Here is a 19,800-nt window from a genome sequence, read left to right on the forward strand (position 1 = left end):
GGCCCTCGTCCTTTCGCAAGCCGGGCAGGCCTTCGCCGAGGCCGGATACCGGGTCGCACAGGCCCCGGGTCCCGGAGACAAGGATGATCCGCGCGGGCCGCGGCGCCCGCAACAGCCAGGCGCACAGCCCGGTCAGCGTGGCCCGGAACGCCCTGCTGCCCCGAGCGCCCCCGCCCAGCCGCATGCGCCGCGCCCGCCGCAGATGCAGCCCGCTCCGGCGGCACCCCGGCCGCAGCCTCCCGCCATGCCCGCGCCGCGCGCCGAGCCCCCGGCCGCGCGTCCGCAGCCCGAGCGCCCGGCGATGCCGCGTGAGGTGCCTGCTGCGCCTCGCCCCGCGCCGAATGCCGCGCCATCTCCCCGGGAGGCCCCGGCCGCCCGCCCGACAGCGCCACGCCCGCCGGCCGAGCCGACTGCGCCGACGCCACCGCGCGCTGCTCCCAAACCTTCCGCACCTCCGGCTGCCGCGCCGCCGGCAGCCGCGCCGCGTGGCGGCCCGGCTGTTCCGCCCTCGGCTGCGCCGACCCAGCCCCGCCCGCCGGGAACGCCGCCTGCGACGGCGCCGGCCGCTCCGTCCCAGCCCGGTGCCGGCGCACCGCCCTCTGCGGTTCCGCGTGGTGGTCCGTCGGTTCCGCCTTCGGCTGCGCCGACCCAGCCCCGCCCGCCGGGAACACCGCCTGCGACGGCGCCGGCCGCTCCGTCCCAGCCCGGTGCCGGCGCGCCGCCCTCTGCGGTTCCGCGTGGCGGCCCGGCCGTTCCGCCTTCGGCTGCGCCGGACCGGCAGCGCCCGCCGGCCGCAGCGCCGCAGCCAGGTGCTCCCGTCCAGCCGGATGCGACCGTTCCGACGCCGCCTGCAGGGACGGCCCCGACGCGGCCGTCGCGCCCGGCTCCGGGAACACCTCCGGCCGGGACGCCGGGCGCTCCGGCTCCTGCACAGCCGGGCGCCGCAGTCCCGACGCCGCCCGCCGGTGCCGCGCCGGTCCAGCCGGGACGCACGGCTCCCGGCATGCCTTCCGGGGGAGCGCCAGGTACGGCTGCTCCCGCGCAGCCGGGCGCCGCTCCGGGCCAGCCGCCAGCCGGACCTCCCGGCCAGCCGCCCCAGCGTGAGGGCCGCCGCGGCGGCATCTCGCCGGGCGTGGCCGGTGCGATCGGCCTCGGCGCCGGCGTCATCGGTGGCATCATGGCGACGCAGGGCGCCGAGCGCTTCGACGACATCCGTCGCGAGCGGCGGGAGCAGCGCGAGGGCGACCTCACCATCATCCGCGAGCCTGGCCGCACCATCATCCGCGACGATGACGGCCGCGCCATCATCCGCCGCGACGAGGACCAGCGCTTCCGCGATCTCGGCTGGCAGGGCCGCTCCGAACGCCGTGGCGACGAGAACCGCACGATCTTCGAGCGCCCCGACGGCACACGGATCGTCACCGTCACGGACGAGCAGGGCCGGTTGATCCGCCGCACCCGCATCGACCGCGACAACCGCGAGGTGATCATCATCGACAACACGCTGCGCGACCGTCCGGGGCGCTTTGCCGACGATGTCGTCGTGCTGCCGCCGCCGCCGCTGCCGATCCCGCGCGAGCGCTATATCGTCGATGCGGACCAGGCCGACGAGGACCTGATCTACGAGACGATCATCGCCCCGCCGATCGCCGCGATTCCGCGCCGCTACACGCTGGACGAGGTCCGCTACTCGCCGGATCTGCGCGCCCGCATGCGCAGCGTCGATATCGATACGATTAATTTCGATACCGGCTCCTGGCAGGTGGGGCAGGATCAGGCGCGCCGCCTTTCGGTGATCGCGGATTCGGTGAAGCGCGCGCTGCAGCGCTCGCCCAACGAGGTCTTCCTCGTCGAGGGCCACACCGACGCTGTCGGCGCCGATATTGACAACCTCTCGCTCTCCGACCGCCGGGCGCAGTCGGTCGCGGAGATCCTGACGCGCGACTTCCAGATCCCGCCGGAAAACCTGACGACCCAGGGCTATGGAGAGCAGTACCTGAAGCTGAACACGCAGGAGGCTTCCCGCGAGAACCGGCGCGTCACGCTCCGGCGCATCACGCCGCTGCTCAACGGCCAGAACCAGTGACACCCGGGCGGGGCGGCTTTCCAGGCAGCCCCGCTCTTCCGCAGGCGCAGGGAACACCCGTTCCCTGCGCCTGTTTCATTTGCGGAGGACAGAGCATTTTCGAGCGAGGTGGGCACCGGTTCGCGTGAAGAAAATGCGACAAGCAATGGTCCAGGCCGAAGGGAGATGCCGCCATGAGAAAGTTCGTTCCGGTTCTGGCTGGATTACTGGCCGCCAGCCTGCCTGGTGCAGTGCCGGTGCAGGCCCAGACGGTATCGCCTCCGGCCAGGCCGCAGGCTCCCGGCGTGCCGCCGGCGCCGCGATCGGGGGAGGCGGCTCGTCCGACGACGCCCAACACTGTGGCGCCCCGCGACGAAAAGCGCGGTACCGGCGAGGACAAGGCGCAGGTCCGGCCCGAGCGTGATCCGCCGATGCCCAAGCCGGTGCCCTCGATCATCGCACCTTGAGCAACCGGGTTGAGGATTTGGTAGGGTTGCCCGGCTAGGGTGCCCGCCATGAGCGACACCGTTTCCCTTGCCCAGAGCATCGTCACGATGCAGGCCGCCTCGACCCAGCAGGCGCTGTCCGTCGAGATGCTCAGGCAGAATGCGCAGGCCGATCAGGCTCTGGTCGCCATGCTCCAGCAGAGCGCCGAGCAGACGCAAGCCGCGCTGCCGGCCGGGCAGGGCACGCTGGTCGACCTGACTGTCTGAGCCCTCCGTCCTATCCGACCAGACCTTTGCACAGCCCGTTGCCAAGCGGCGGCGCTGCGCCTAACCTCGTCTGCGTTCCGAGGGGTGCCCGCAAGGGCTGAGACGGCTTTCGAAGCTGAACCCATCGAACCTGATCCGGGTCATACCGGCGGAGGGACTGGAACGCGGTGCAGCCTTGGCCTGCACCCGCATCACAGCGCTTGAACCGCTTCGACGCCGGATCTCCTGACCTGTACCAAGGAGGAGATCCCCTTATGAATGCCCACGCAAAACCCCAGAAGAACAGCGTCAAGACCGCTCCCCAGAGCGTGACGACCGGGCCGATCATCGGCTCGCGCAAGATCTATGTCGCGGCGCCCGAGCATCCCGAGATGCGCGTGCCCTTCCGCGAGGTCGTGCTGACGACCGATGCCGAGCCGCCGGTACGGCTCTACGATCCGTCTGGGCCCTTCACCGAGACCGATGCGAAGATCGATCTCAATGCCGGCCTCAATCAGCCGCGCCGCGCCTGGCTCGATGCGCGTGGCTTCCAGACTGTGCCCGGGCGCGCTGTGACGGCCGCCGATAACGGCTATATCAGCGAAGCGCAGCTCGTTCCCGCCTGTCCGGCTGAGCGTCCGATCCTCGAGGCGAAGCCAGGGCAGATGACGACGCAATACGAGTTCGCGAAGGCCGGCATCGTCACCCCCGAGATGATCTATGTCGCGCATCGCGAGAATCTCGGCCGGGCCGCCATGCTGGAGGGCGCGCGCGAACGCCATGCCGATGGCGAGAGCTTCGGCGCCAATGTACCGGAATTCGTCACGCCGGAATTCGTCCGCGACGAGATCGCGCGCGGCCGAGCGATCATCCCCGCGAATATCAACCACCCCGAGCTGGAGCCGATGGCGATCGGCCGGAATTTCCTGGTCAAGATCAACGCCAATATCGGCAATTCCGCCGTGACCTCCGGCGCGGCCGAGGAGGTCGAGAAGCTGGTCTGGGCGATCCGCTGGGGCGCCGACACGGTGATGGACCTCTCCACCGGCCGCAACATCCACAACATCCGCTCCTGGATCCTCAGGAATTCGCCGGTCCCGATCGGCACCGTGCCGATCTACCAGGCGCTGGAGAAGGTCGGCGGCGATCCGATCAAGCTCGACTGGGAGGTGTTCAAGGACACGCTGATCGAGCAGGCCGAGCAGGGCGTCGACTATTTCACCATCCATGCCGGCGTCAGATTGCCTTATGTCCCGCTGACTGCATCGCGGGTCACCGGCATCGTCTCGCGCGGCGGCTCGATCATGGCGCGCTGGTGTCTGGCGCATCACAAGGAGAGCTTCCTCTACGAGCGCTTCGACGAGATCTGCGAGATCATGCGCCGCTACGACGTCTCGTTCTCGCTCGGCGACGGCCTGCGGCCCGGCTCGATCGCCGATGCCAATGACCGCGCCCAGTTCGCCGAACTGGAGACGCTAGGGGAACTCACCAAGATCGCCTGGGACAAGGGCTGCCAGGTGATGATCGAGGGTCCCGGCCATGTGCCGATGCACAAGATCAAGGAGAACATGGACAAGCAATTGCGCGAATGCGGCGAGGCACCGTTCTACACGCTTGGACCGCTGACCACCGACATCGCGCCGGGCTACGACCACATCACCTCGGGCATCGGCGCGGCGATGATCGGCTGGTATGGCTGTGCCATGCTTTGCTACGTCACGCCGAAGGAGCATCTGGGTCTTCCGAACCGCGACGACGTCAAGACCGGCGTCATCACCTACCGGATCGCGGCCCATGCTGCCGATCTCGCCAAGGGCCATCCGGCCGCGAAGATCCGGGACGACGCGGTCAGCCGCGCCCGTTTCGACTTCCGCTGGGAGGACCAGTTCAACCTGGCGCTCGACCCCGACACGGCGCGCGAATTCCATGACGAGACCCTGCCGAAGGACGCCCACAAGGTCGCGCATTTCTGCTCGATGTGCGGCCCGAAATTCTGCTCGATGAAGATCACGCAGGATTTGCGCGCCGAGGTGCTGGCCATGGGTGAAAACGAGCGCAAGGCGCTGGAGGCGCTTGCAGACGAGGGTATGGCCGCCAAGTCGAAGGAATTCCTCGACAAGGGCGGCAGCATCTATCTACCTGCGGCAGAATGAGCGCTTTCAGTGAAAAGCTCGACGCCGCCGGCGTCGCATCGATCCTCGCGCGGGTGGCAGAACGCCGCCCGCGCGTCCATTGCCTGACCAATACGGTGGCGCAGAACGTCACCGCCAACATGCTGCTGGCTTTCGGGGCGATGCCCTCGATGGCCGGTCACCCCGACGAGGTCGCGGCCGTCGCGGCGGGCGCGGGCGCGATCCTGATCAATCTCGGCACGATCAGCCCGGAGGGCGAGCGGGCCATCCCGAAGCTCCTGGCCGTGGCTCAGGAGCACCGCATTCCACTGGTGCTCGACCCCGTCTTCGTCGAGCTCTCACCCCTGAGATTGCGGCTGGTCGGCGACGTCCTGGCATCGTTCGACGTGCTGGTGCGCGGCAATGCCACCGAAATGGCCGTGCTGGAGCCACTTTTCGTACCGAAGCGGGATATCGTGCGCGTCACCACCGGCGCGGTCGACCGGATCGAGACCGAAGGCCGGAGCCTGTCGCTGGCGCATGGCCATGCGTGGATGACGAAGGTCACCGGCCTCGGCTGCGCATCGAGCGCGCTGGTCGCGGCTTGCCGGGCGGTCGAGCCTGACCCGATGATCGCGGCGGCGGCGGCACTCACGGCCTATGGTATCGCCGGCGAGATCGCGGCCGAACGGGCCGCCGGGCCCGGCAGCTTCGCGATGCATCTGATCGATGCGCTCGCCGGGCTCGACGAGGTCTCGCTCGCGGCCCGGATGAGTTGAAGCCACCGCTGTCATCCCGCACGCGCTGCGGCACGAGAGTGCTGCTGCGCAGATGCGGGACCGTCCGCAGGAAAAGGCGCCCTCTCGGGCAGGGCGCGCGCTTGAAAGGCGCCCTCTCGTCACGCGGTCCCGTGTCTGCGCAGCGGCATTTCATGCCGCAGCGCGCACGGGATGACAGCGCTCTATGGCGGTGCTCTGCCGCGCTATTGCGTCGGCGTCAGCGAGAGCGGCGCAGGCTTCGGGCGTGGCCTCGGCTTGGTCGCGGCGGCCTTCGGCTCGGTGTTGAGGCCGAGCCGGGCGCGCAGCGAGGCGGCCCGCGCCTCGGTGACCCGCGCGCCGCAGAAGCCGAACTGGCCCTCGCGCTGGAAATCCCGGCAGATCATCTCGCGCTCGGCCGAGAAGCCGGCCTGCTCGCGCGCGAGCACGCGCTGCTCGATGGCGTCGGACTTGGCGGTCAGCGTCCGGTAGCCCTCGCGCACGGCGCGCTCGGCGACGCCGCGCGCGCGCTCGATCTCCTTGGCCTGCCCTGAAACCACGCGCGCATCGGGCCCCCACAGCCCGCGCGGGTCGATCCGGCATTGCGCGGCCTGGACGACGCAAGGCTCCGTCGGCTCGACCACGAGGAAGGCGCCGTCGAGCACGTCGAAGACGATCGGGCAGATCGGCGCCTCCAGCCGGTAACGCGGCACGCCGGCCGGGCGCCCGAGCGCCGTGACGGGGAGAGGCGCGTCGCCGAAGGAGACGGCGCAGGGCTCGACGAGGTTCGTGCTCTGGAAACCGTCGAGATTGAGCTTGAGGCCATAGCCCGTCGCCGTCTTCGAGAACACCGCCTCGCCGTGATGGCCGTGGCGGTGCAGGGTCTTGCCGATGATGGCATCCTCGCCGGCGACCTTGATGGCGGGCATGCTGGGTGGGCGCGGCGCTGCCGGGGCGCCGGGCCGGGAGGGCGCGGCCTGCTGGGTTCCGGGCGCGTTGAACGGCTGGGCGCCGGGCAGTTGCAGTGGCTGCGCATGCGCCACGGTTGCGGCCGTGGCGAGGGCTATCGAGGCCAGGATAAGGCGCATCGGTCGAGTCATGGCGGCCCAGTGAAGCCTGAACGGCCTTTCTGCATGCAGGCGCGAGCCGGGTTAGACAAGGACGGGAAGGCCACACCCGGCCGGAAAGCGCGTTTCGCGGGCAGCCCGGCCGGTGCTCCCCGTTGCTTAATCGGCTCGCCTGTCTTGCAAGGGGTGGAACACCCTCACTATATACGCCGCCAAGGGGCGGTTTAACCACCGTCAAACGTGGAATGCCGGTTTCGTTCGCCGCTGAAGCGGGGGCGATCCGGTCCATGGGCCGGCAGGCGACGGACAACCGTCGCAGGTCGGCGATCTGCTCAATCGAAAGGGATCCCATCCATGGGTAAAGTCATTGGTATCGACCTCGGCACGACCAACAGCTGCGTTGCAGTGATGGAAGGCTCGACGCCCAAGGTCATCGAGAATTCGGAAGGCGCGCGCACCACGCCATCCATCGTCGCCATCACGGATGACGGCGAACGCCTTGTCGGCCAGCCTGCGAAGCGCCAGGCCGTCACCAACCCGGAGCGCACCTTCTTCGCGATCAAGCGCCTCATCGGCCGGACCTTCGACGATCCGATGACGCAGAAGGACCTGAAGCTCGTTCCCTACAAGATCAAGAAGGCCTCCTCGGGCGATGCCTGGGTCGAAGCCGACGGCAAGGACTATTCGCCGTCGCAGATCTCGGCCTTCACGCTGACCAAGATGAAGGAGACGGCGGAGGCCTATCTCGGCCAGCCCGTCACTCAGGCCGTCATCACGGTTCCCGCTTATTTCAACGACGCCCAGCGCCAGGCGACGAAGGATGCCGGCCGCATCGCCGGCCTCGAAGTGCTGCGCATCATCAACGAGCCGACCGCGGCTGCGCTGGCCTATGGCCTCGACAAGAAGCAGGCCGGCACGATCGCTGTCTATGACCTCGGCGGCGGCACCTTCGACGTCTCGATCCTCGAGATCGGCGACGGCGTCTTCGAGGTGAAGTCGACCAATGGCGACACCTTCCTCGGCGGCGAGGACTTCGATATGCGCCTGGTCGAGTATCTCGCGGACGAGTTCAAGCGCGAGCAGGGCATCGACCTGAAGAAGGACAAGCTCGCTCTCCAGCGCCTGAAGGAAGCGGCGGAGAAGGCCAAGATCGAGCTCTCGACCACGGCCCAGACCGAGATCAACCTGCCCTATATCACGGCGGATGCCTCGGGCCCGAAGCACCTCGCCATCAAGCTCTCGCGCGCCAAGTTCGAGAGCCTGGTCGACGATCTCGTCCAGCGCACCATCGAGCCCTGCAAGAAGGCGCTCAAGGATGCCGGCCTGTCGGCGGGCCAGATCGACGAGGTCGTCCTCGTCGGCGGCATGACCCGCATGCCGAAGGTGCAGGAGGTCGTGAAGCAGTTCTTCGGCAAGGAGCCGCACAAGGGCGTCAATCCTGACGAGGTCGTCGCCATCGGCGCCGCGGTTCAGGCCGGCGTGCTGCAGGGCGACGTCAAGGACGTGCTGCTGCTCGACGTGACCCCGCTGTCGCTCGGCATTGAGACGCTGGGCGGCGTCTTTACCCGTCTGATCGACCGCAACACCACGATCCCGACCAAGAAGAGCCAGGTCTTCTCCACCGCCGAGGACAACCAGAACGCGGTGACGATCCGGGTCTTCCAGGGCGAGCGCGAGATGGCGGCCGACAACAAGCTGCTCGGCCAGTTCGACCTGATGGGCATTCCGCCGTCCCCGCGCGGCATGCCGCAGATCGAGGTGACCTTCGACATCGACGCCAACGGCATCGTGTCCGTGACGGCGAAGGACAAGGCCACCAACAAGGAGCAGCAGATCAAGATCCAGGCTTCGGGCGGTCTCAGCGAGGCCGATATCCAGAAGATGGTGAAGGATGCCGAGGCCAACGCCGCCGAGGACAAGAAGCGCCGCGAGGTGGTCGAGGCGAAGAACCAGGGCGAGAGCCTGGTGCATTCGACCGAGAAGTCGCTGAACGACTACGGCGACAAGGTTTCCGAAGCCGACAAGGCGGCGATCGAGACCGCGGTAGAGGCCCTCAAGACCGCGCTGACCGGTGAGGACGCCGAGGCCATCACGGCCCGCACCAACGAGCTGATGCAGGCTTCGATGAAGCTCGGCGAGGCGATGTATGCGGCGAGCCAGGCCGAAGGCGCTGCCGCCGCCGAGGGCGAGCCGACTGAGGAAGCCAAGAAGGACGACGTCATCGACGCCGACTTCAAGGACGTCTCGGACGACAAGAAGAAGAGCGCGTGATCGCGCGCTCGTAACGCAAGCGACGTTTTGGCCGGGCTCGACCCGGTCATCGCGTCCAGGAATTGCATGCTGTACGGATGGCCGGGCTCGCTGCCCGGCCATGCCGCGTCAAAGCTGCGGGGACAGACATTTCGATGTCGAAACGCGATTACTACGAGATTCTCGGCGTCAGCCGGACCGTGACGGAGGTCGAGCTCAAGGGCTCCTTCCGCAAGCTCGCGATGCAGCATCATCCCGACAAGAATCCCGGCGACAAGGAAGCCGAGATCAAGTTCAAGGAAATTAACGAGGCCTATCAGGTTCTCTCGGACGGCCAGAAGCGCTCGGCCTATGACCGCTTCGGCCATCAGGCCTTCGAGAATGGCGGCGGCGGTGGCCCCGGGGGCAATGCCGATTTCTCCGACTTCATGTCGGATATCTTCGATTCCTTCTTCGGCGATGCACGGCGCGGCGGCGCGCGCGGCGCCAATGGCCGCGAGCGTGGCGCCGACCTGCGCTACAATCTCGAGATCGGGCTGGAAGAGGCCTTCACCGGCAAGAACGAGTCGATCCGGGTGCCGACCTCGATCTCCTGCGACTCCTGCTCGGGCACCGGCGCCAAGCCCGGCTCGAAATCGCGCCAGTGCCCGACCTGCGGCGGCCATGGCCGCGTCCGTGCCAATCAGGGCTTCTTCTCGGTCGAGCGGACATGCCCGACCTGCTCGGGCCGCGGCGAGGTCATCGACGATCCCTGCAAGAACTGCCAGGGCGCCGGGCGTGTCACGCGCGAGCGCACGCTCTCGGTCAACATCCCCGCCGGCGTCGAGGACGGCACGCGCATCCGCCTGGCCGGCGAGGGCGAAGCGGGCCTGCGCGGCGGGCCTGCGGGCGATCTCTACATCTTCCTCTCGATCAAGCCGCACGCGATCTTCCAGCGCGATGGCGCCGACCTGTTCTGCCGCGTGCCGATCGGGCTGGCTTCCGCCGCGCTCGGCGGCGAGATCGAAGTGCCGACGCTGTCGGGCGAGCAGGCGCGGGTCAAGATTCCCGAGGGCACCCAGACCGGCAAGCAGTTCCGCCTGAAGGCCAAGGGCATGAGCGTGCTGCGCTCGCGCGATGTCGGGGACCTCTACATCCAGGTCGTGGTCGAGACGCCGCAGAAATTGACGGCCCGCCAGCGCGAGCTGCTCGAGGAGTTCGAGCGCGAGAGCTCGCACAACAACCATCCGGAGACGGCCGGCTTCTTCGGCCGGGTCAAGGATTTCCTCGGCGGTTTCGGCGGCACGGCCTGAGCCGCAATTGGACCCGGATATGAAAAGGGCCGCCTTTCGGCGGCCCTTTTGCTTTGAGGCGGATGCCTCAGACCTTGTCGACGGCCTTCTTGATCGCGTCCTTGCCCTTGCCCAGCGCCTGCTGGGCCTCGCCCTTCAGCTCCTGGGCCGCGCCCTCGGCTTCGAGGTCCGGCTTGTTGAACGCCTTGCCGGCGGCCTGCTTGACGTTGCCGGCGGCCTCGTTGGCCAGGCCCTTGATCTTGTCGGTCGTGCTGCCCATCGCGCTTGACTCCTGAAAGGTCGGCCCCCAGCCGTTTTCCGCTGAAGAAACCGGCGCGGCGCGGAAAGGTTCCGGGTTTCAGGCCGCACTTTCCGCCTGAGCGGCGAGGCCACGCAGCGCCTCTGCCGTCGCCGCATCGGCCGGAAAGAACGTCTCCAGCGCCAGCTCCGAAAGCGTGATGTCGACAGGCGTGCCGAACACGGTCGTCGTCGAGATCAGCGACAGCGTGGTCTCGCCGAGCTTCAACTGCATGGGGACTACGATCGCGGCTTCCGCCTCGGCTTCGTGACGCGATTGCGTCCCCCCGCCAGGGTCGGGGTAGCCCATGAGCTCCCCCAGCAATTCGCCGAGCTTGGGATCGGCGGTCGCCCGGACCTGCTGGCGCAGCCTGGCCAGCAGATGCGCGCGCCATTCCGCGAGATTGAGGATGAAGGGCGCAAGCCCCTGCGGATGCAGCGACAGGCGCAGCACATTGACCGGCGGCTTCAGCAGTTCCGCATCCGCAACGAGGCCGAGCAATCGCGTCACCGCGCTGTTGTAGGCCAGCAGCGTCCAGTACCGATCGACGGCGACAGCCGGGTAGGGCTCGTGCCCCCTGAGGATAAGGTCGATCGCGCTGCGGGCGGCGTTCAGCGAAGGGTCCTCCAGCGGGCGCTCCGGATAGATCGGGGCGTAGCCCGCCGCCAGCAGCAGCGCGTTGCGCTCGCGCAGGGGCACGCCGAGATGCTCGGCCAAGAGCAGCACCATCTCGCGGCTCGGGCGTGAACGCCCGCTTTCGATGAAGCTGAGATGCTTCTGCGAGATCTCGGCTTCGAGCGCGAGATCGAGCTGGCTGAAGCGGCGGAGTTGGCGCCAGTCGCGCAGCAGCGCGCCGATCGGGGGAGGGTGGTGTGTCGTCATGGCGGAGAAGCTAGCGATCCCGACGGTCGGTTCCAATTACCTCCCGCTTAATCGACGGGCTGACGCGGTTCCGTCAGCATTCCCCTCATCGAAACGGGCTTGAGGCCCCAAATCGCGAAGGAGAATGCCATGTCGCTCATCCAGTCCTCGCCCCTGCTGCGCAACGCCCTCGCCCTCGATGCTGCGGCCTGCGGCGGCATGGGTCTGATCCTCGCCGCTGCGGCCGGGCCGCTCGCCGCCCCGCTTGGTCTGCCCGCGGAGTTCCTGCGCGGCGCCGGCCTCGTGCTGCTGCCTTGCGCGGCGCTGATCGCCTGGTTCGCCAGCCGCAGGGTTTTGCCGCGCCTCGCGGTCTATGCCGTGATCGGCATCAATCTGCTCTGGATCGCCGACAGCATCGCGATCCTGCTGATGGGCTGGTTCGCCCCGACCGGGCTCGGCATCGCCTTCGTCCTGGCCCAGGCTGCTGCGGTTGCGATCGTGACCGAGCTCGAAGTCATCGGCTTCAAGCGCTCGGGTGCGGCAGCCCTTTCCGGCGAGGCCGCGTCGCTTCGTTGAAAACCGTCATGTGACTGTCGCATGGGCTGATTAGCCGACGGGCCTCTGTCCCCGTCAGCGGTGAGATCCCATGCGCCAGCCCTTCGTCCTCGCGGCTCTCGCCGCTGTCCTGCTCAGCGGCACGGCCATGGCCGAGCCGCTCTTCAACCGGATCGCCACCTTCTCCGTGCCGCAGAACCTGCCGGCCGATCGCGATCCGAAGAAGAAGACCGTCTCCGAGATCATCGCCGCCAATGGCGACGGCACGCTGCTCGCCTATACCGACGCGGAGCAGAAGGCGCTCGGGATCATCGACATCGCCGATCCCGCCAACCCCAAGCCCGCCGGCTTCGTGCCGCTCGAAGGCGAATCCACCTCGGTCACCATCCTCGGCGACAAGGCCTTCGTCGCCGTCGTCACATCCGGCGACAATTTCAAGGAGCCGGCTGGCCATCTCGCCACCGTCGACCTCAAGACGAAGCAGGTCGTGGCGAAATGCGATCTCGGCGGCCAGCCGGACTCGGTCACGCTGACCAAGGACAAGGGCAAGATCGTCATCGCCATCGAGAACGAGCGTGACGAGAAGCTCAACAAGGGCGCCCTGCCGCAGCTTCCCGCCGGCAATCTCACCCTGATCGGCATCAAGGGCGGCGCCATCGACTGCGCCACCCGCCAGGTCGTCGACATGACCGGCATCGCCGCCGTCGAGCCGACCGATCCGGAGCCGGAATTCGTCGACGTCAACCAGGACGGTCTCGTCGTGGTGACGCTGCAGGAGAACAACCACCTCGCCATCGTCGATTCGAAGACCGGCAAGGTCGTGACGCATTTCTCCGCCGGCTCGGTCGACCTGAAGAACATCGACAAGACCCGCGACGGCAAGATCAGCCCGGCCGAGGAATTGAAAGGTGTCGCGCGTGAACCCGACGCCGTGCGCTGGCTCGATAATGACCGCTTCGTCACCGCCAACGAGGGCGACTGGAAGGGTGGCTCGCGCGGCTTCACGATCTTCCGCAAGGACGGCACCGTCGAGTTCGATTCCGGCTCCGATGTCGATCACACCGCCATGCGCCTCGGCCATTATCCCGAGAAGCGCTCGGGCGCGAAGGGCAGCGAGCCCGAGGGCATCGAGGTTGCGACCTACGGCAACGACCGTCTGATCTTCGTCGGGCTGGAGCGCGCCTCGCTGGTGTTGGTCTATAAGGACGAGGGGGCCGGCAAGGCACCGCGCTTCCTGCAGGCGCTGCCGACCGGCATCGGCCCGGAAGGCCTGCTCGCCATCCCGCAGCGCGATCTCTTCGTCTCGGCCTCCGAGACCGATGTCGGCGAGAAGGGCGGTGCCCGCTCGGCCGTGATGATCTATCGCCGCGCCGAGCAGGTTGCCGCCTATCCGACAATCCAGTCCGCCGACGAGAACGGCCTGCCGATCGGCTGGGGCGCGCTCTCCGGCCTCGCGGCCGATCGCACGGCACCCGGCAAGCTCTTCGCGATCACCGACAGTGCCTATACGCCCTCGCGCCTCCTTCAGATCGACGCGACGCAGAAGCCGGTGAAGATCACGGGGGCCATCACCGTGACCAGGGACGGCAAGCCCGCCTCCTACGACCTCGAGGGCATCGCCACCCGCGAGGGCGGCTTCTGGCTGGCTTCTGAAGGCAACCCCGAGAAGAAGGATGCGCCGCTCGCCGATATCCTGCTGCGTGTCTCAGCCAAGGGCGAGGTCGAGGAGGAGATTCACCTGCCTGAGGCGCTCGCCAAGCATGCGGTCCGCTTCGGCTTCGAGGGCGTGGCAGTGATCGGCACGGGCGCGGACGAGACCGTCTGGCTCGCCGTGCAGCGCGAGTGGAAGGACGATCCCAAGGGCAAGGCCAAGCTCCTCTCCTACAAGCCGGCGACCAAGGAGTGGGGCGTGTTGCACTACCCGCTGTCGCAACCGGCCGCCGGTTTCTGGATGGGGCTGTCGGAGCTTGTCGCACTCGGGGACGACCGCTTCGCCGTGATCGAGCGCGACAACGGCTTCGGCGCCAAGGCGGTGAAGACGCTCCAGACCTTCTCGATCAAGGGCCTGAAGCCGGCAGCGATCGGCGCGACCGAAATCCCGACCGTGACCAAGACCCTGCTGCGCGACCTGACGCCGGACCTGATGAAGGCCGGCGGCTACGGCCTCGACAAGGTCGAGGGCATGACGGTCGACAAGGCCGGAAACCTCTTCGTCGTCACCGATAATGACGGCGTCGACGATTCCTCCGGCGAGACCCAGTTCTTCGCCTTCGGCCCGCTGCCGCGCTGATCTCGCAAATAAAAAGCCCCGGGTGCGGGTCGCATCCGGGGCAAGGCGCCTGGCCATATGACTGGAGAGCCAGGTGGGGAGGAGCGGTTACCAGCCGGCGAGGACGGCGCCCTTGAAGCGCTCGGCGACGAAGGTCTTGATCTCGGGCGTGTGGTAGCTTTCGACCAGCGTCTTGACCCAGGGCTTGTCCTTGTCGGCGCTGCGCACGGCGATCAGGTTGACATAGGGGCCCTTGGCATCCTCGCGCAGGATCGCAGAAGCCGGGTCGATCTTGGCATCGACGGCATAGTTGGTGTTGATCGCGGCGGCCGCGACATCGGCCAGCGAGCGCGGGGTCTGCGCCGCCTCGATCTCGATGATCTTCAGCTTCTTCGGGTTGCCGACGATATCGGCCGGGCTCGGCTTGAAGCCGACGCCGTCCTTCAGCTTGATCACGCCCTTGTCCTGCAGCAGCAGCAGCGAGCGGCCGCCATTGGTCGGGTCGTTCTGGATCGCGACGGTCGAACCATCAGGCACCTGCGACCATTCCTTGTACTTGGCCGAGTAGATCCCGAGCGGGAAGTTCACGGTCAGGCCGGCGCTTTCGATCTTGAAGCCGCGATCCTTCACCTGGTTGTCGAGATAGGGCTGGTTCTGGAAGGAATTGGCCTCCAGCTCGCCGGCGTCGAGTGCCTGGTTCGGCACGACATAGTCGGAGAACTCGATGATCTTGAGCTCGATGCCCTTCTTGGCGAGGACGGGCTTCACCTTCTCCAGGATCTCGGCATGCGGGCCGGGCGAGACGCCGATGCGGATCACCTGGTTCTGCTGGGCAAGGGCGGGGACGGCGGCGAGCGTTAGGGTGAGGCCGGCGAGGAGCGCGGCGCGGCGGTTGAGGAGGGTCGTCATGAGGGTCGTTCCTTCTGTCGGATGCGGATGAGCTTGAAAGCGTCAGGCGTGACGCAGGCGCTTGTTGAGATGGCGGGCGAGCCGGTCGCCGATGCTCTGGACGAGCTGGACGAGGACGATGAGTACGGCGACGACCGCCGCCATCACGTCCGGCATGAAGCGCTGGTAGCCGTAGCGGATGCCGAGGTCGCCGAGCCCGCCGCCGCCGACCGCGCCGACCATGGCGGAGAAGCCGATCAGGCTGACGAGCGCCAGCGTCAGGCCGAGCACGATCGCCGGCAGCGCCTCGGGCACCAGAACCTTGCGCACGATCTGGACGGGTGTGGCGCCCATCGCGCGCGCCGCCTCGACCAACCCCTGATCGACCTCGCGCACCGCGCCTTCGATCAACCTGGCGATGAAGGGCGTGGAGGCGACGGTCAGCGGTACGATCGCCGCTGCCGTGCCGATCGAGGTGCCAGCGATCAGGCGGGTGAACGGGATGATCGCGACGACCAGAATGATGAAGGGCGTCGAACGCGTGGCGTTGACCAGCGTGCCCAGCAGGAGGTTGGCGGCCGGCGCCGCGAAGAGCTCGCCGCGCTTGCTGGTGGCGAGGAAGACGCCGAGCGGCAGGCCGAAGACCGTGCCGATGCCTGCCGCGACCGCGACCATGGCCAGCGTGTCCAGCGTCGATTGCGCGATCAGGCGGATGATTTCAGGAGACATGGCCGATCACCTCCGCCTTGAGTCCGAGGCTTCTGAGGGCGCCGAGCACGGCGTCGCTCTCAGGGGCACGTGAGGGCACCGAGACGAGCAGGCTGCCGAAGGGCTGGCCGGCGATGGCGTCGATCCGCCCGGCCAGGATGTTGACGTCGACGCCGACGATGGCGCTGAGCCGGCTGATCACCGGCGCGGTCGCGTTCTCGCCGAGGAAGGTGATGCGCAGCACGATATTGTCGCCGGGACGGGCCTCCTTGCGGACACGATGGGCGAGGTGCTCGGGCAATTCGACGCCCGTGACCGTCTCGACGAAGCTCGCCGTCGTCGGGTGCTGCGGGTTGGTGAAGACCGCGAAGGTCTCGCCCTGCTCGACGATCTGCCCGCCCTCGATCACGGCGACGCGGTCGCAGATCTCCTTGATGACGGGGATCTCATGGGTGATCAGCAGGATGGTGATGCCGAGTTCGCGATTGACCTGCTTCAGCAGGGCGAGGATCGAGCGCGTCGTCTCGGGGTCGAGCGCCGAGGTCGCCTCGTCGCAGAGCAGCACCTTCGGATCGGTGGCCAGCGCGCGGGCGATGCCGACGCGCTGCTTCTGCCCGCCCGAGAGCTCGGCCGGATAGCGCGCGCTCTTGTCGGACAGGCCGACCAGCGCGAGCAGGCGCTCGACCTTGGCCGTGATCTCGGCCTTGCCGGCGCCGGCGATCTCCAGCGGCAGCGCGACATTGTCGAAGACCGTGCGCGACGAGAGCAGGTTGAAATGCTGGAAGATCATGCCGATCCGCCGGCGCTGCTGCCGCCAGCCGGATTCGCTGAGGCCCGTGACATCGGTGCCTTCGATCAGGATGCGCCCTTCGGTGGCGCGCTCCAGCCCGTTGACGAGGCGGATCAGGGTCGACTTGCCGGCGCCGGAGCGCCCGATCACGCCGAGGATGGTGCCGGCGGGCACGTCGAGATCGATCCCGGCGAGCGCGCCGACCGGTTGCTGGCCGCGGCGGCCCGGATAGGTCTTGCCGACCCGCTCGAAGCGGATCGCCGGTTCGGGCAAGGATAGGGGCAAGGAAACAGAAGAGACGCCGGCACTGAGCGTGCCGGGTCTGACGGGGGCGTTCATCATGTCCTCAGAAATGCGTGTGGCAGGACCAGTGGGCGATGCCGAGCTGCTCGATGGTCACGTCATGGACCGAGCGGCGCTGGTCGTCCGCGGTCGCGGCGTCGAGCGGGTCGAAGGTGGCAGGGACGGCTTGCGCGAACCAGTTCGCGATACCGTTCCAGAGAGCGGCAAGAAGCTGCATCGCCGCCTCACGAAGCCAGCAGCAGGGGGGATCGCCGCTGCAAGCGGGACAACCGGCGCGCGGCTGTCTCGGCGGCGCCCGGCGTCGCGAAACGCTGCCCGTCCAGAGCCCGGAAGGCGGCGGAGGCCGAGACGAAGGTAAAGTCGCGCTCGTCGGCGCGGCGACTCACCAGCCCGATCTGGGCCTCGCCGAGCTCGATGACATAAGCCTGCTGCGCCGGGCGCGCCCGGCTGGGAAGAGACTGAATCTGGGACATGGAACTGCCTTTCGCCGCTGGCGGCGTTCGTCGAAACGATCGAATGGGAATGGCCTCTCGGCCTTGCGATCTCAGCGTCGACAGCGGCAGGACATTCGGCGGAAGCGGGATTGGCTTCGGCTCGTTTTCGCAACGGTCATGTCAGTCTCCTCGATCTGGAGCCCACGACCCAGTCGTGGCGCTTTAGCGTTTGGTGACGCGGCGCAAGCTGCTGCTCAAATCTCCGCGGCTCCCTGATCGCTCAAGGAACGATCTGCAATCTGATGGAGAGCGTCCTCTTTGTCAACCGGATCGTTCTTTTAAAGAAACTAGGGCGTGGAGAAGAATTTTCTCCGCAGACTCGCTGCTTCGATGACGGATGCGGCAATGCGCGGCTTGACGAAGCCGGGGAAGCGGCGCCATTTGCGGCCATGCAGGCTCGCGCCGCCCTTCTCGATCGTCTTCGCCGCTCCGGGCTCGGGGCCTGGCTGGCGATGGCCTATGCGCTCTGCGTCATGGCCCTGGCGCTCGCGCCGGCTCCTGCCATGGCGGCGTTCGGTGGTTCGGACGGCGTCGTGCTCTGCTCGGGCGCTCCGGTTCCCAATGAAGGCCAGCCGGTTCCTCTCGGCGATCTCGCCCATTGCAAGGGTTGCCCGCTCAATCCCGTTCTCGCTGGCCCGCCAGTCGAGGCTGCGCCCGTACCGGGACGCCTCGCCACGCGGCTCGTTGCGGTCGAGCTATGGGCCGAGGGTTTGCCGCATCGTTTCGCGGCCGGGCTCGCGCAATCGCGCGCGCCGCCGCTGGGCTGAAACCTCCGCCTGCCCATCCGCATCCAATTCCGGCCTGTCCGCTTCGTTTGGGAGCGAGGGCACGTCTTCACGAGGCTGCGTCAGCGGCCCGTTCATCCAGGATATCCATCATGAAGCTTTCCTATTCACTCGCCGCCGCGGCTCTCCTGCTCTCGGCCGGCTTCGCCACCGCCCATGAATTCAAGGCGGGTCCGCTCAAGATCGGCCATCCCTGGTCGCGCGCCACGCCGGCCGGCGCCAAGGTCGGCGGCGGCTATCTCTCGATCGAGAACACGGGCACGGTCGCGGACCGGTTGGTCTCGGTGTCCGTTCCCTTCGCGGCGCGCGCGGAAGTCCATGAGATGGCAGTCAAGGACGGCATCATGACGATGCGGCCACTGGATAATGGCGTCGATGTTCCGGCCGGCGCCAAGGTCGAGTTCAAGCCCGGCGGCTACCACATCATGTTCATGGACCTGAAGCAGCAGCTCAAGCAGGGCGAGATGATGAAGGGCACGCTGACCTTCGAGAAGGCCGGGACCGTCGATGTCGAGTTCAAGGTCGACTCGATCGCCGCCAAGGGCGGCGAGGGCGAGCACAAGGGGCACTGAGCCCCCAGGCTGCCACATGCCGTCATGGTCGGGCTTGTCCCGACCATCCACGTCTTCCCTGGTCGAAGGCTGAGTTCAAGCCGTGGATGCTCGCCACGGGGGCGAGCATGACGGTTGCGGTTCTTCAGATCTTCGCGCGCGGATCACGCTTGGCGATGCGCGACAGCAGGTAATCGACCTCGGCCTTGGCCGCGGCGCTGAGCGCCGCGCCCGGCTTGCGCTGGGCGTCGTGACTGAGAATGCCGCGCTTCATCATCGTATATTTGCGCACGGCAAGGCCGACGCCCTGCTGCTGCTCGTAGCGCATCAGCGGCAGATGCGCGTCGAAGATGTCATGGGCCTCGTCGCGCTTGCCGGCCTTCTGCAGGCGAACCACGTCGATCAGCAGTTCCGGGAAGGCATAGCCGGTATTGGCGCCGTCGGCGCCGCGCTCCATCTCGAAATCGAGGAAGAGCCCACCATTGCCGGTGACGATCGAGATCGGGCGCAGCGAGCCTTCCTTCTGGAACTTGCGCAGCGTCGAGATCTTCTCCAGCCCCGGCCAGTCCTCGTGCTTCAGCATCACGCAGGACGGGTTGTCCATGACGATCTTGCGGATCACGGCCGGCGTCATCACCACCGAGAGCGTCAGCGGATAGTCCTGGATGACGAAGGGGATGTCGGTCCCGATCGCCTCGACGGCCTGCGCGTAATAGCCGGTGATCTGGTCGTCGGTGCGCAGGGACGGCGGCGGGGCGATCATCACGCCGCCGGCGCCGAGATCCATCACCTGCCGGGCGAGCGAGCGCATCGCGGCGAAGCCGGGCGCCGAGACGCCGACGATGATCGGCTTGCCGCCCATCCGGGCGACGCAGCGCTTGACCAGCTCGACCGATTCCTCGGGCTCCAGTTTGGGCGCCTCGCCCATGATGCCGAGCACGGTGACGCCGTCCGAGCCGATGTCGTGATAGAACTGGAACAGCCGGTCGGCCGAGGCCCAGTCGATGCTGCCGTCCGGGTTGAACGGGGTCGGCGCGATCGGGAAGACGCCGGAAGCGTCGGGGGTGAGGCGCATGATGCGGTCCTT

The 19,800-nt window shown here is 67.7% G+C and carries 20 protein-coding genes and 1 riboswitch; of the genes, 11 read left to right on the forward strand and 9 right to left on the reverse strand.

Translation table 11 applies throughout. The annotated features are described in order from the left end of the window. Window positions 1–1,003: 1,003 nt before the first annotated feature. From FHT98_RS26745 to FHT98_RS13725, 5 genes are all read left to right on the forward strand, one after another. Window positions 1,004–2,086 carry an OmpA family protein gene (locus FHT98_RS26745; protein ID WP_349236269.1) on the forward strand — a complete coding sequence of 361 codons (1,083 nt, stop codon included), beginning with the start codon at window positions 1,004–1,006 and terminating at the stop codon, window positions 2,084–2,086. Window positions 2,087–2,259: 173 nt separating this feature from the next. Continuing rightward, window positions 2,260–2,532, forward strand: a complete 273-nt coding sequence (locus tag FHT98_RS13710; protein WP_139163539.1) for a hypothetical protein — start codon at window positions 2,260–2,262, stop codon at window positions 2,530–2,532. Between the two features lie 48 nt (window positions 2,533–2,580). Continuing rightward, the gene (locus tag FHT98_RS13715) at window positions 2,581–2,778 is read left to right on the forward strand and encodes a hypothetical protein (protein ID WP_091857295.1); all 198 of its coding nucleotides are present in this window, start codon (window positions 2,581–2,583) and stop codon (window positions 2,776–2,778) included. 70 nt (window positions 2,779–2,848) lie between these two features. Continuing rightward, a riboswitch (TPP riboswitch) is annotated at window positions 2,849–2,953 on the forward strand. 79 nt (window positions 2,954–3,032) lie between these two features. Next, window positions 3,033–4,910 (forward strand): phosphomethylpyrimidine synthase ThiC, encoded by a 1,878-nt coding sequence (thiC, locus tag FHT98_RS13720; RefSeq protein WP_142114378.1) that lies wholly within the window; start codon window positions 3,033–3,035, stop codon window positions 4,908–4,910. After that, window positions 4,907–5,647, forward strand: coding sequence for a hydroxyethylthiazole kinase (locus FHT98_RS13725; RefSeq protein ID WP_142114379.1), 741 nt, complete (start codon window positions 4,907–4,909; stop codon window positions 5,645–5,647). The genes thiC and FHT98_RS13725 overlap by 4 nt, the downstream gene beginning before the upstream one ends. Before the next feature lie 203 nt (window positions 5,648–5,850). Here FHT98_RS13725 and FHT98_RS13730 read toward each other — a convergent pair whose 3' ends face one another. After that, entirely contained in the window at window positions 5,851–6,711 is an 861-nt protein-coding gene (locus FHT98_RS13730; protein WP_091857292.1) for a hypothetical protein, read from the reverse strand. Window positions 6,712–7,044: 333 nt separating this feature from the next. Here FHT98_RS13730 and dnaK point away from each other — a divergent pair, with 333 nt between their 5' ends. Beyond that, a complete protein-coding gene (gene dnaK, locus FHT98_RS13735; protein WP_061971642.1) occupies window positions 7,045–8,961 on the forward strand; it encodes a molecular chaperone DnaK in 1,917 nt (638 codons plus the stop codon). 134 nt (window positions 8,962–9,095) lie between these two features. Further along, on the forward strand, window positions 9,096–10,232 hold the full coding sequence (gene dnaJ / locus FHT98_RS13740; protein ID WP_061971644.1) for a molecular chaperone DnaJ: 1,137 nt from the start codon (window positions 9,096–9,098) through the stop codon (window positions 10,230–10,232). 67 nt (window positions 10,233–10,299) lie between these two features. Here the strand turns inward: dnaJ and FHT98_RS13745 are convergent, their stop codons facing one another. Both FHT98_RS13745 and FHT98_RS13750 read right to left on the reverse strand, forming a co-directional pair. Continuing rightward, the gene (locus FHT98_RS13745; RefSeq protein WP_113586363.1) at window positions 10,300–10,491 is read right to left on the reverse strand and encodes a CsbD family protein; all 192 of its coding nucleotides are present in this window, start codon (window positions 10,489–10,491) and stop codon (window positions 10,300–10,302) included. A gap of 78 nt (window positions 10,492–10,569) precedes the next feature. Continuing rightward, window positions 10,570–11,391, reverse strand: coding sequence for a helix-turn-helix domain-containing protein (locus FHT98_RS13750; RefSeq protein ID WP_113586362.1), 822 nt, complete (start codon window positions 11,389–11,391; stop codon window positions 10,570–10,572). Between the two features lie 129 nt (window positions 11,392–11,520). Between FHT98_RS13750 and FHT98_RS13755 the strand changes: the two genes are divergently transcribed. Together FHT98_RS13755 and FHT98_RS13760 are read left to right on the forward strand one after the other, a co-directional pair. Next, window positions 11,521–11,946: a hypothetical protein gene (locus FHT98_RS13755; protein ID WP_091857289.1), complete on the forward strand. Its 426-nt coding sequence runs from the start codon at window positions 11,521–11,523 to the stop codon at window positions 11,944–11,946. Window positions 11,947–12,016: 70 nt separating this feature from the next. Beyond that, on the forward strand, window positions 12,017–14,215 hold the full coding sequence (locus FHT98_RS13760) for an esterase-like activity of phytase family protein (RefSeq protein ID WP_113586361.1): 2,199 nt from the start codon (window positions 12,017–12,019) through the stop codon (window positions 14,213–14,215). A gap of 87 nt (window positions 14,216–14,302) precedes the next feature. Here FHT98_RS13760 and FHT98_RS13765 read toward each other — a convergent pair whose 3' ends face one another. Genes FHT98_RS13765 through FHT98_RS13780 form a run of 5 tightly spaced genes read right to left on the reverse strand, consistent with a single transcriptional unit; the run spans window position 14,303 to window position 17,356 of the window. After that, window positions 14,303–15,103 (reverse strand): MetQ/NlpA family ABC transporter substrate-binding protein, encoded by an 801-nt coding sequence (locus tag FHT98_RS13765; RefSeq protein WP_142114380.1) that lies wholly within the window; start codon window positions 15,101–15,103, stop codon window positions 14,303–14,305. Between the two features lie 42 nt (window positions 15,104–15,145). Further along, on the reverse strand, window positions 15,146–15,811 hold the full coding sequence (locus FHT98_RS13770) for a methionine ABC transporter permease (RefSeq protein ID WP_142114381.1): 666 nt from the start codon (window positions 15,809–15,811) through the stop codon (window positions 15,146–15,148). Continuing rightward, a complete protein-coding gene (locus tag FHT98_RS13775; RefSeq protein ID WP_210244372.1) occupies window positions 15,801–16,919 on the reverse strand; it encodes a methionine ABC transporter ATP-binding protein in 1,119 nt (372 codons plus the stop codon). The genes FHT98_RS13770 and FHT98_RS13775 overlap by 11 nt, the downstream gene beginning before the upstream one ends. A 7-nt stretch (window positions 16,920–16,926) precedes the next feature. Next, window positions 16,927–17,100 (reverse strand): hypothetical protein, encoded by a 174-nt coding sequence (locus tag FHT98_RS26200; RefSeq protein ID WP_185745157.1) that lies wholly within the window; start codon window positions 17,098–17,100, stop codon window positions 16,927–16,929. A 7-nt stretch (window positions 17,101–17,107) separates the two neighbouring features. After that, a complete protein-coding gene (locus tag FHT98_RS13780; protein WP_142114383.1) occupies window positions 17,108–17,356 on the reverse strand; it encodes a hypothetical protein in 249 nt (82 codons plus the stop codon). 263 nt (window positions 17,357–17,619) lie between these two features. On the opposite strand from FHT98_RS13780, the gene FHT98_RS13785 reads away from it, so the two are divergent. Both FHT98_RS13785 and FHT98_RS13790 read left to right on the forward strand, forming a co-directional pair. Beyond that, on the forward strand, window positions 17,620–18,144 hold the full coding sequence (locus FHT98_RS13785; RefSeq protein WP_139163538.1) for a hypothetical protein: 525 nt from the start codon (window positions 17,620–17,622) through the stop codon (window positions 18,142–18,144). A gap of 110 nt (window positions 18,145–18,254) precedes the next feature. Next, on the forward strand, window positions 18,255–18,734 hold the full coding sequence (locus FHT98_RS13790) for a copper chaperone PCu(A)C (RefSeq protein WP_113586355.1): 480 nt from the start codon (window positions 18,255–18,257) through the stop codon (window positions 18,732–18,734). Between the two features lie 124 nt (window positions 18,735–18,858). On the opposite strand, the gene FHT98_RS13795 is transcribed toward FHT98_RS13790, so the two are convergent. Then, window positions 18,859–19,788 carry a dihydrodipicolinate synthase family protein gene (locus tag FHT98_RS13795; RefSeq protein WP_142114384.1) on the reverse strand — a complete coding sequence of 310 codons (930 nt, stop codon included), beginning with the start codon at window positions 19,786–19,788 and terminating at the stop codon, window positions 18,859–18,861. Between the last annotated feature and the right edge of the window lie 12 nt (window positions 19,789–19,800).

The sequence above is a fragment of the Allobosea sp. AK1 genome, assembly GCF_006714945.1.
Lineage (GTDB): Bacteria > Pseudomonadota > Alphaproteobacteria > Rhizobiales > Beijerinckiaceae > Allobosea > Allobosea robiniae.

Bases quoted from the DNA above. Each gene is read 5' to 3' on its own strand.
- FHT98_RS13710 (WP_139163539.1), top strand. From the start codon at position 2,260: ATGAGAAAGTTCGTTCCGGTTCTGGCTGGATTACTGGCCGCCAGCCTG.
- FHT98_RS13730 (WP_091857292.1), bottom strand. From the start codon at position 6,711: ATGCGCCTTATCCTGGCCTCGATAGCCCTCGCCACGGCCGCAACCGTG.
- FHT98_RS13775 (WP_210244372.1), bottom strand. From the start codon at position 16,919: ATGAACGCCCCCGTCAGACCCGGCACGCTCAGTGCCGGCGTCTCTTCT.
- FHT98_RS13760 (WP_113586361.1), top strand. From the start codon at position 12,017: ATGCGCCAGCCCTTCGTCCTCGCGGCTCTCGCCGCTGTCCTGCTCAGC.
- FHT98_RS13725 (WP_142114379.1), top strand. From the start codon at position 4,907: ATGAGCGCTTTCAGTGAAAAGCTCGACGCCGCCGGCGTCGCATCGATC.
- FHT98_RS13795 (WP_142114384.1), bottom strand. From the start codon at position 19,788: ATGCGCCTCACCCCCGACGCTTCCGGCGTCTTCCCGATCGCGCCGACC.
- FHT98_RS13755 (WP_091857289.1), top strand. From the start codon at position 11,521: ATGTCGCTCATCCAGTCCTCGCCCCTGCTGCGCAACGCCCTCGCCCTC.
- FHT98_RS13785 (WP_139163538.1), top strand. From the start codon at position 17,620: ATGGAGAGCGTCCTCTTTGTCAACCGGATCGTTCTTTTAAAGAAACTA.
- FHT98_RS13765 (WP_142114380.1), bottom strand. From the start codon at position 15,103: ATGACGACCCTCCTCAACCGCCGCGCCGCGCTCCTCGCCGGCCTCACC.
- FHT98_RS13780 (WP_142114383.1), bottom strand. From the start codon at position 17,356: ATGTCCCAGATTCAGTCTCTTCCCAGCCGGGCGCGCCCGGCGCAGCAG.
- FHT98_RS26745 (WP_349236269.1), top strand. From the start codon at position 1,004: ATGCCTTCCGGGGGAGCGCCAGGTACGGCTGCTCCCGCGCAGCCGGGC.
- FHT98_RS13715 (WP_091857295.1), top strand. From the start codon at position 2,581: ATGAGCGACACCGTTTCCCTTGCCCAGAGCATCGTCACGATGCAGGCC.
- dnaK (WP_061971642.1), top strand. From the start codon at position 7,045: ATGGGTAAAGTCATTGGTATCGACCTCGGCACGACCAACAGCTGCGTT.
- FHT98_RS13750 (WP_113586362.1), bottom strand. From the start codon at position 11,391: ATGACGACACACCACCCTCCCCCGATCGGCGCGCTGCTGCGCGACTGG.
- FHT98_RS13745 (WP_113586363.1), bottom strand. From the start codon at position 10,491: ATGGGCAGCACGACCGACAAGATCAAGGGCCTGGCCAACGAGGCCGCC.
- FHT98_RS13770 (WP_142114381.1), bottom strand. From the start codon at position 15,811: ATGTCTCCTGAAATCATCCGCCTGATCGCGCAATCGACGCTGGACACG.
- FHT98_RS13790 (WP_113586355.1), top strand. From the start codon at position 18,255: ATGAAGCTTTCCTATTCACTCGCCGCCGCGGCTCTCCTGCTCTCGGCC.
- dnaJ (WP_061971644.1), top strand. From the start codon at position 9,096: ATGTCGAAACGCGATTACTACGAGATTCTCGGCGTCAGCCGGACCGTG.
- thiC (WP_142114378.1), top strand. From the start codon at position 3,033: ATGAATGCCCACGCAAAACCCCAGAAGAACAGCGTCAAGACCGCTCCC.
- FHT98_RS26200 (WP_185745157.1), bottom strand. From the start codon at position 17,100: ATGCAGCTTCTTGCCGCTCTCTGGAACGGTATCGCGAACTGGTTCGCG.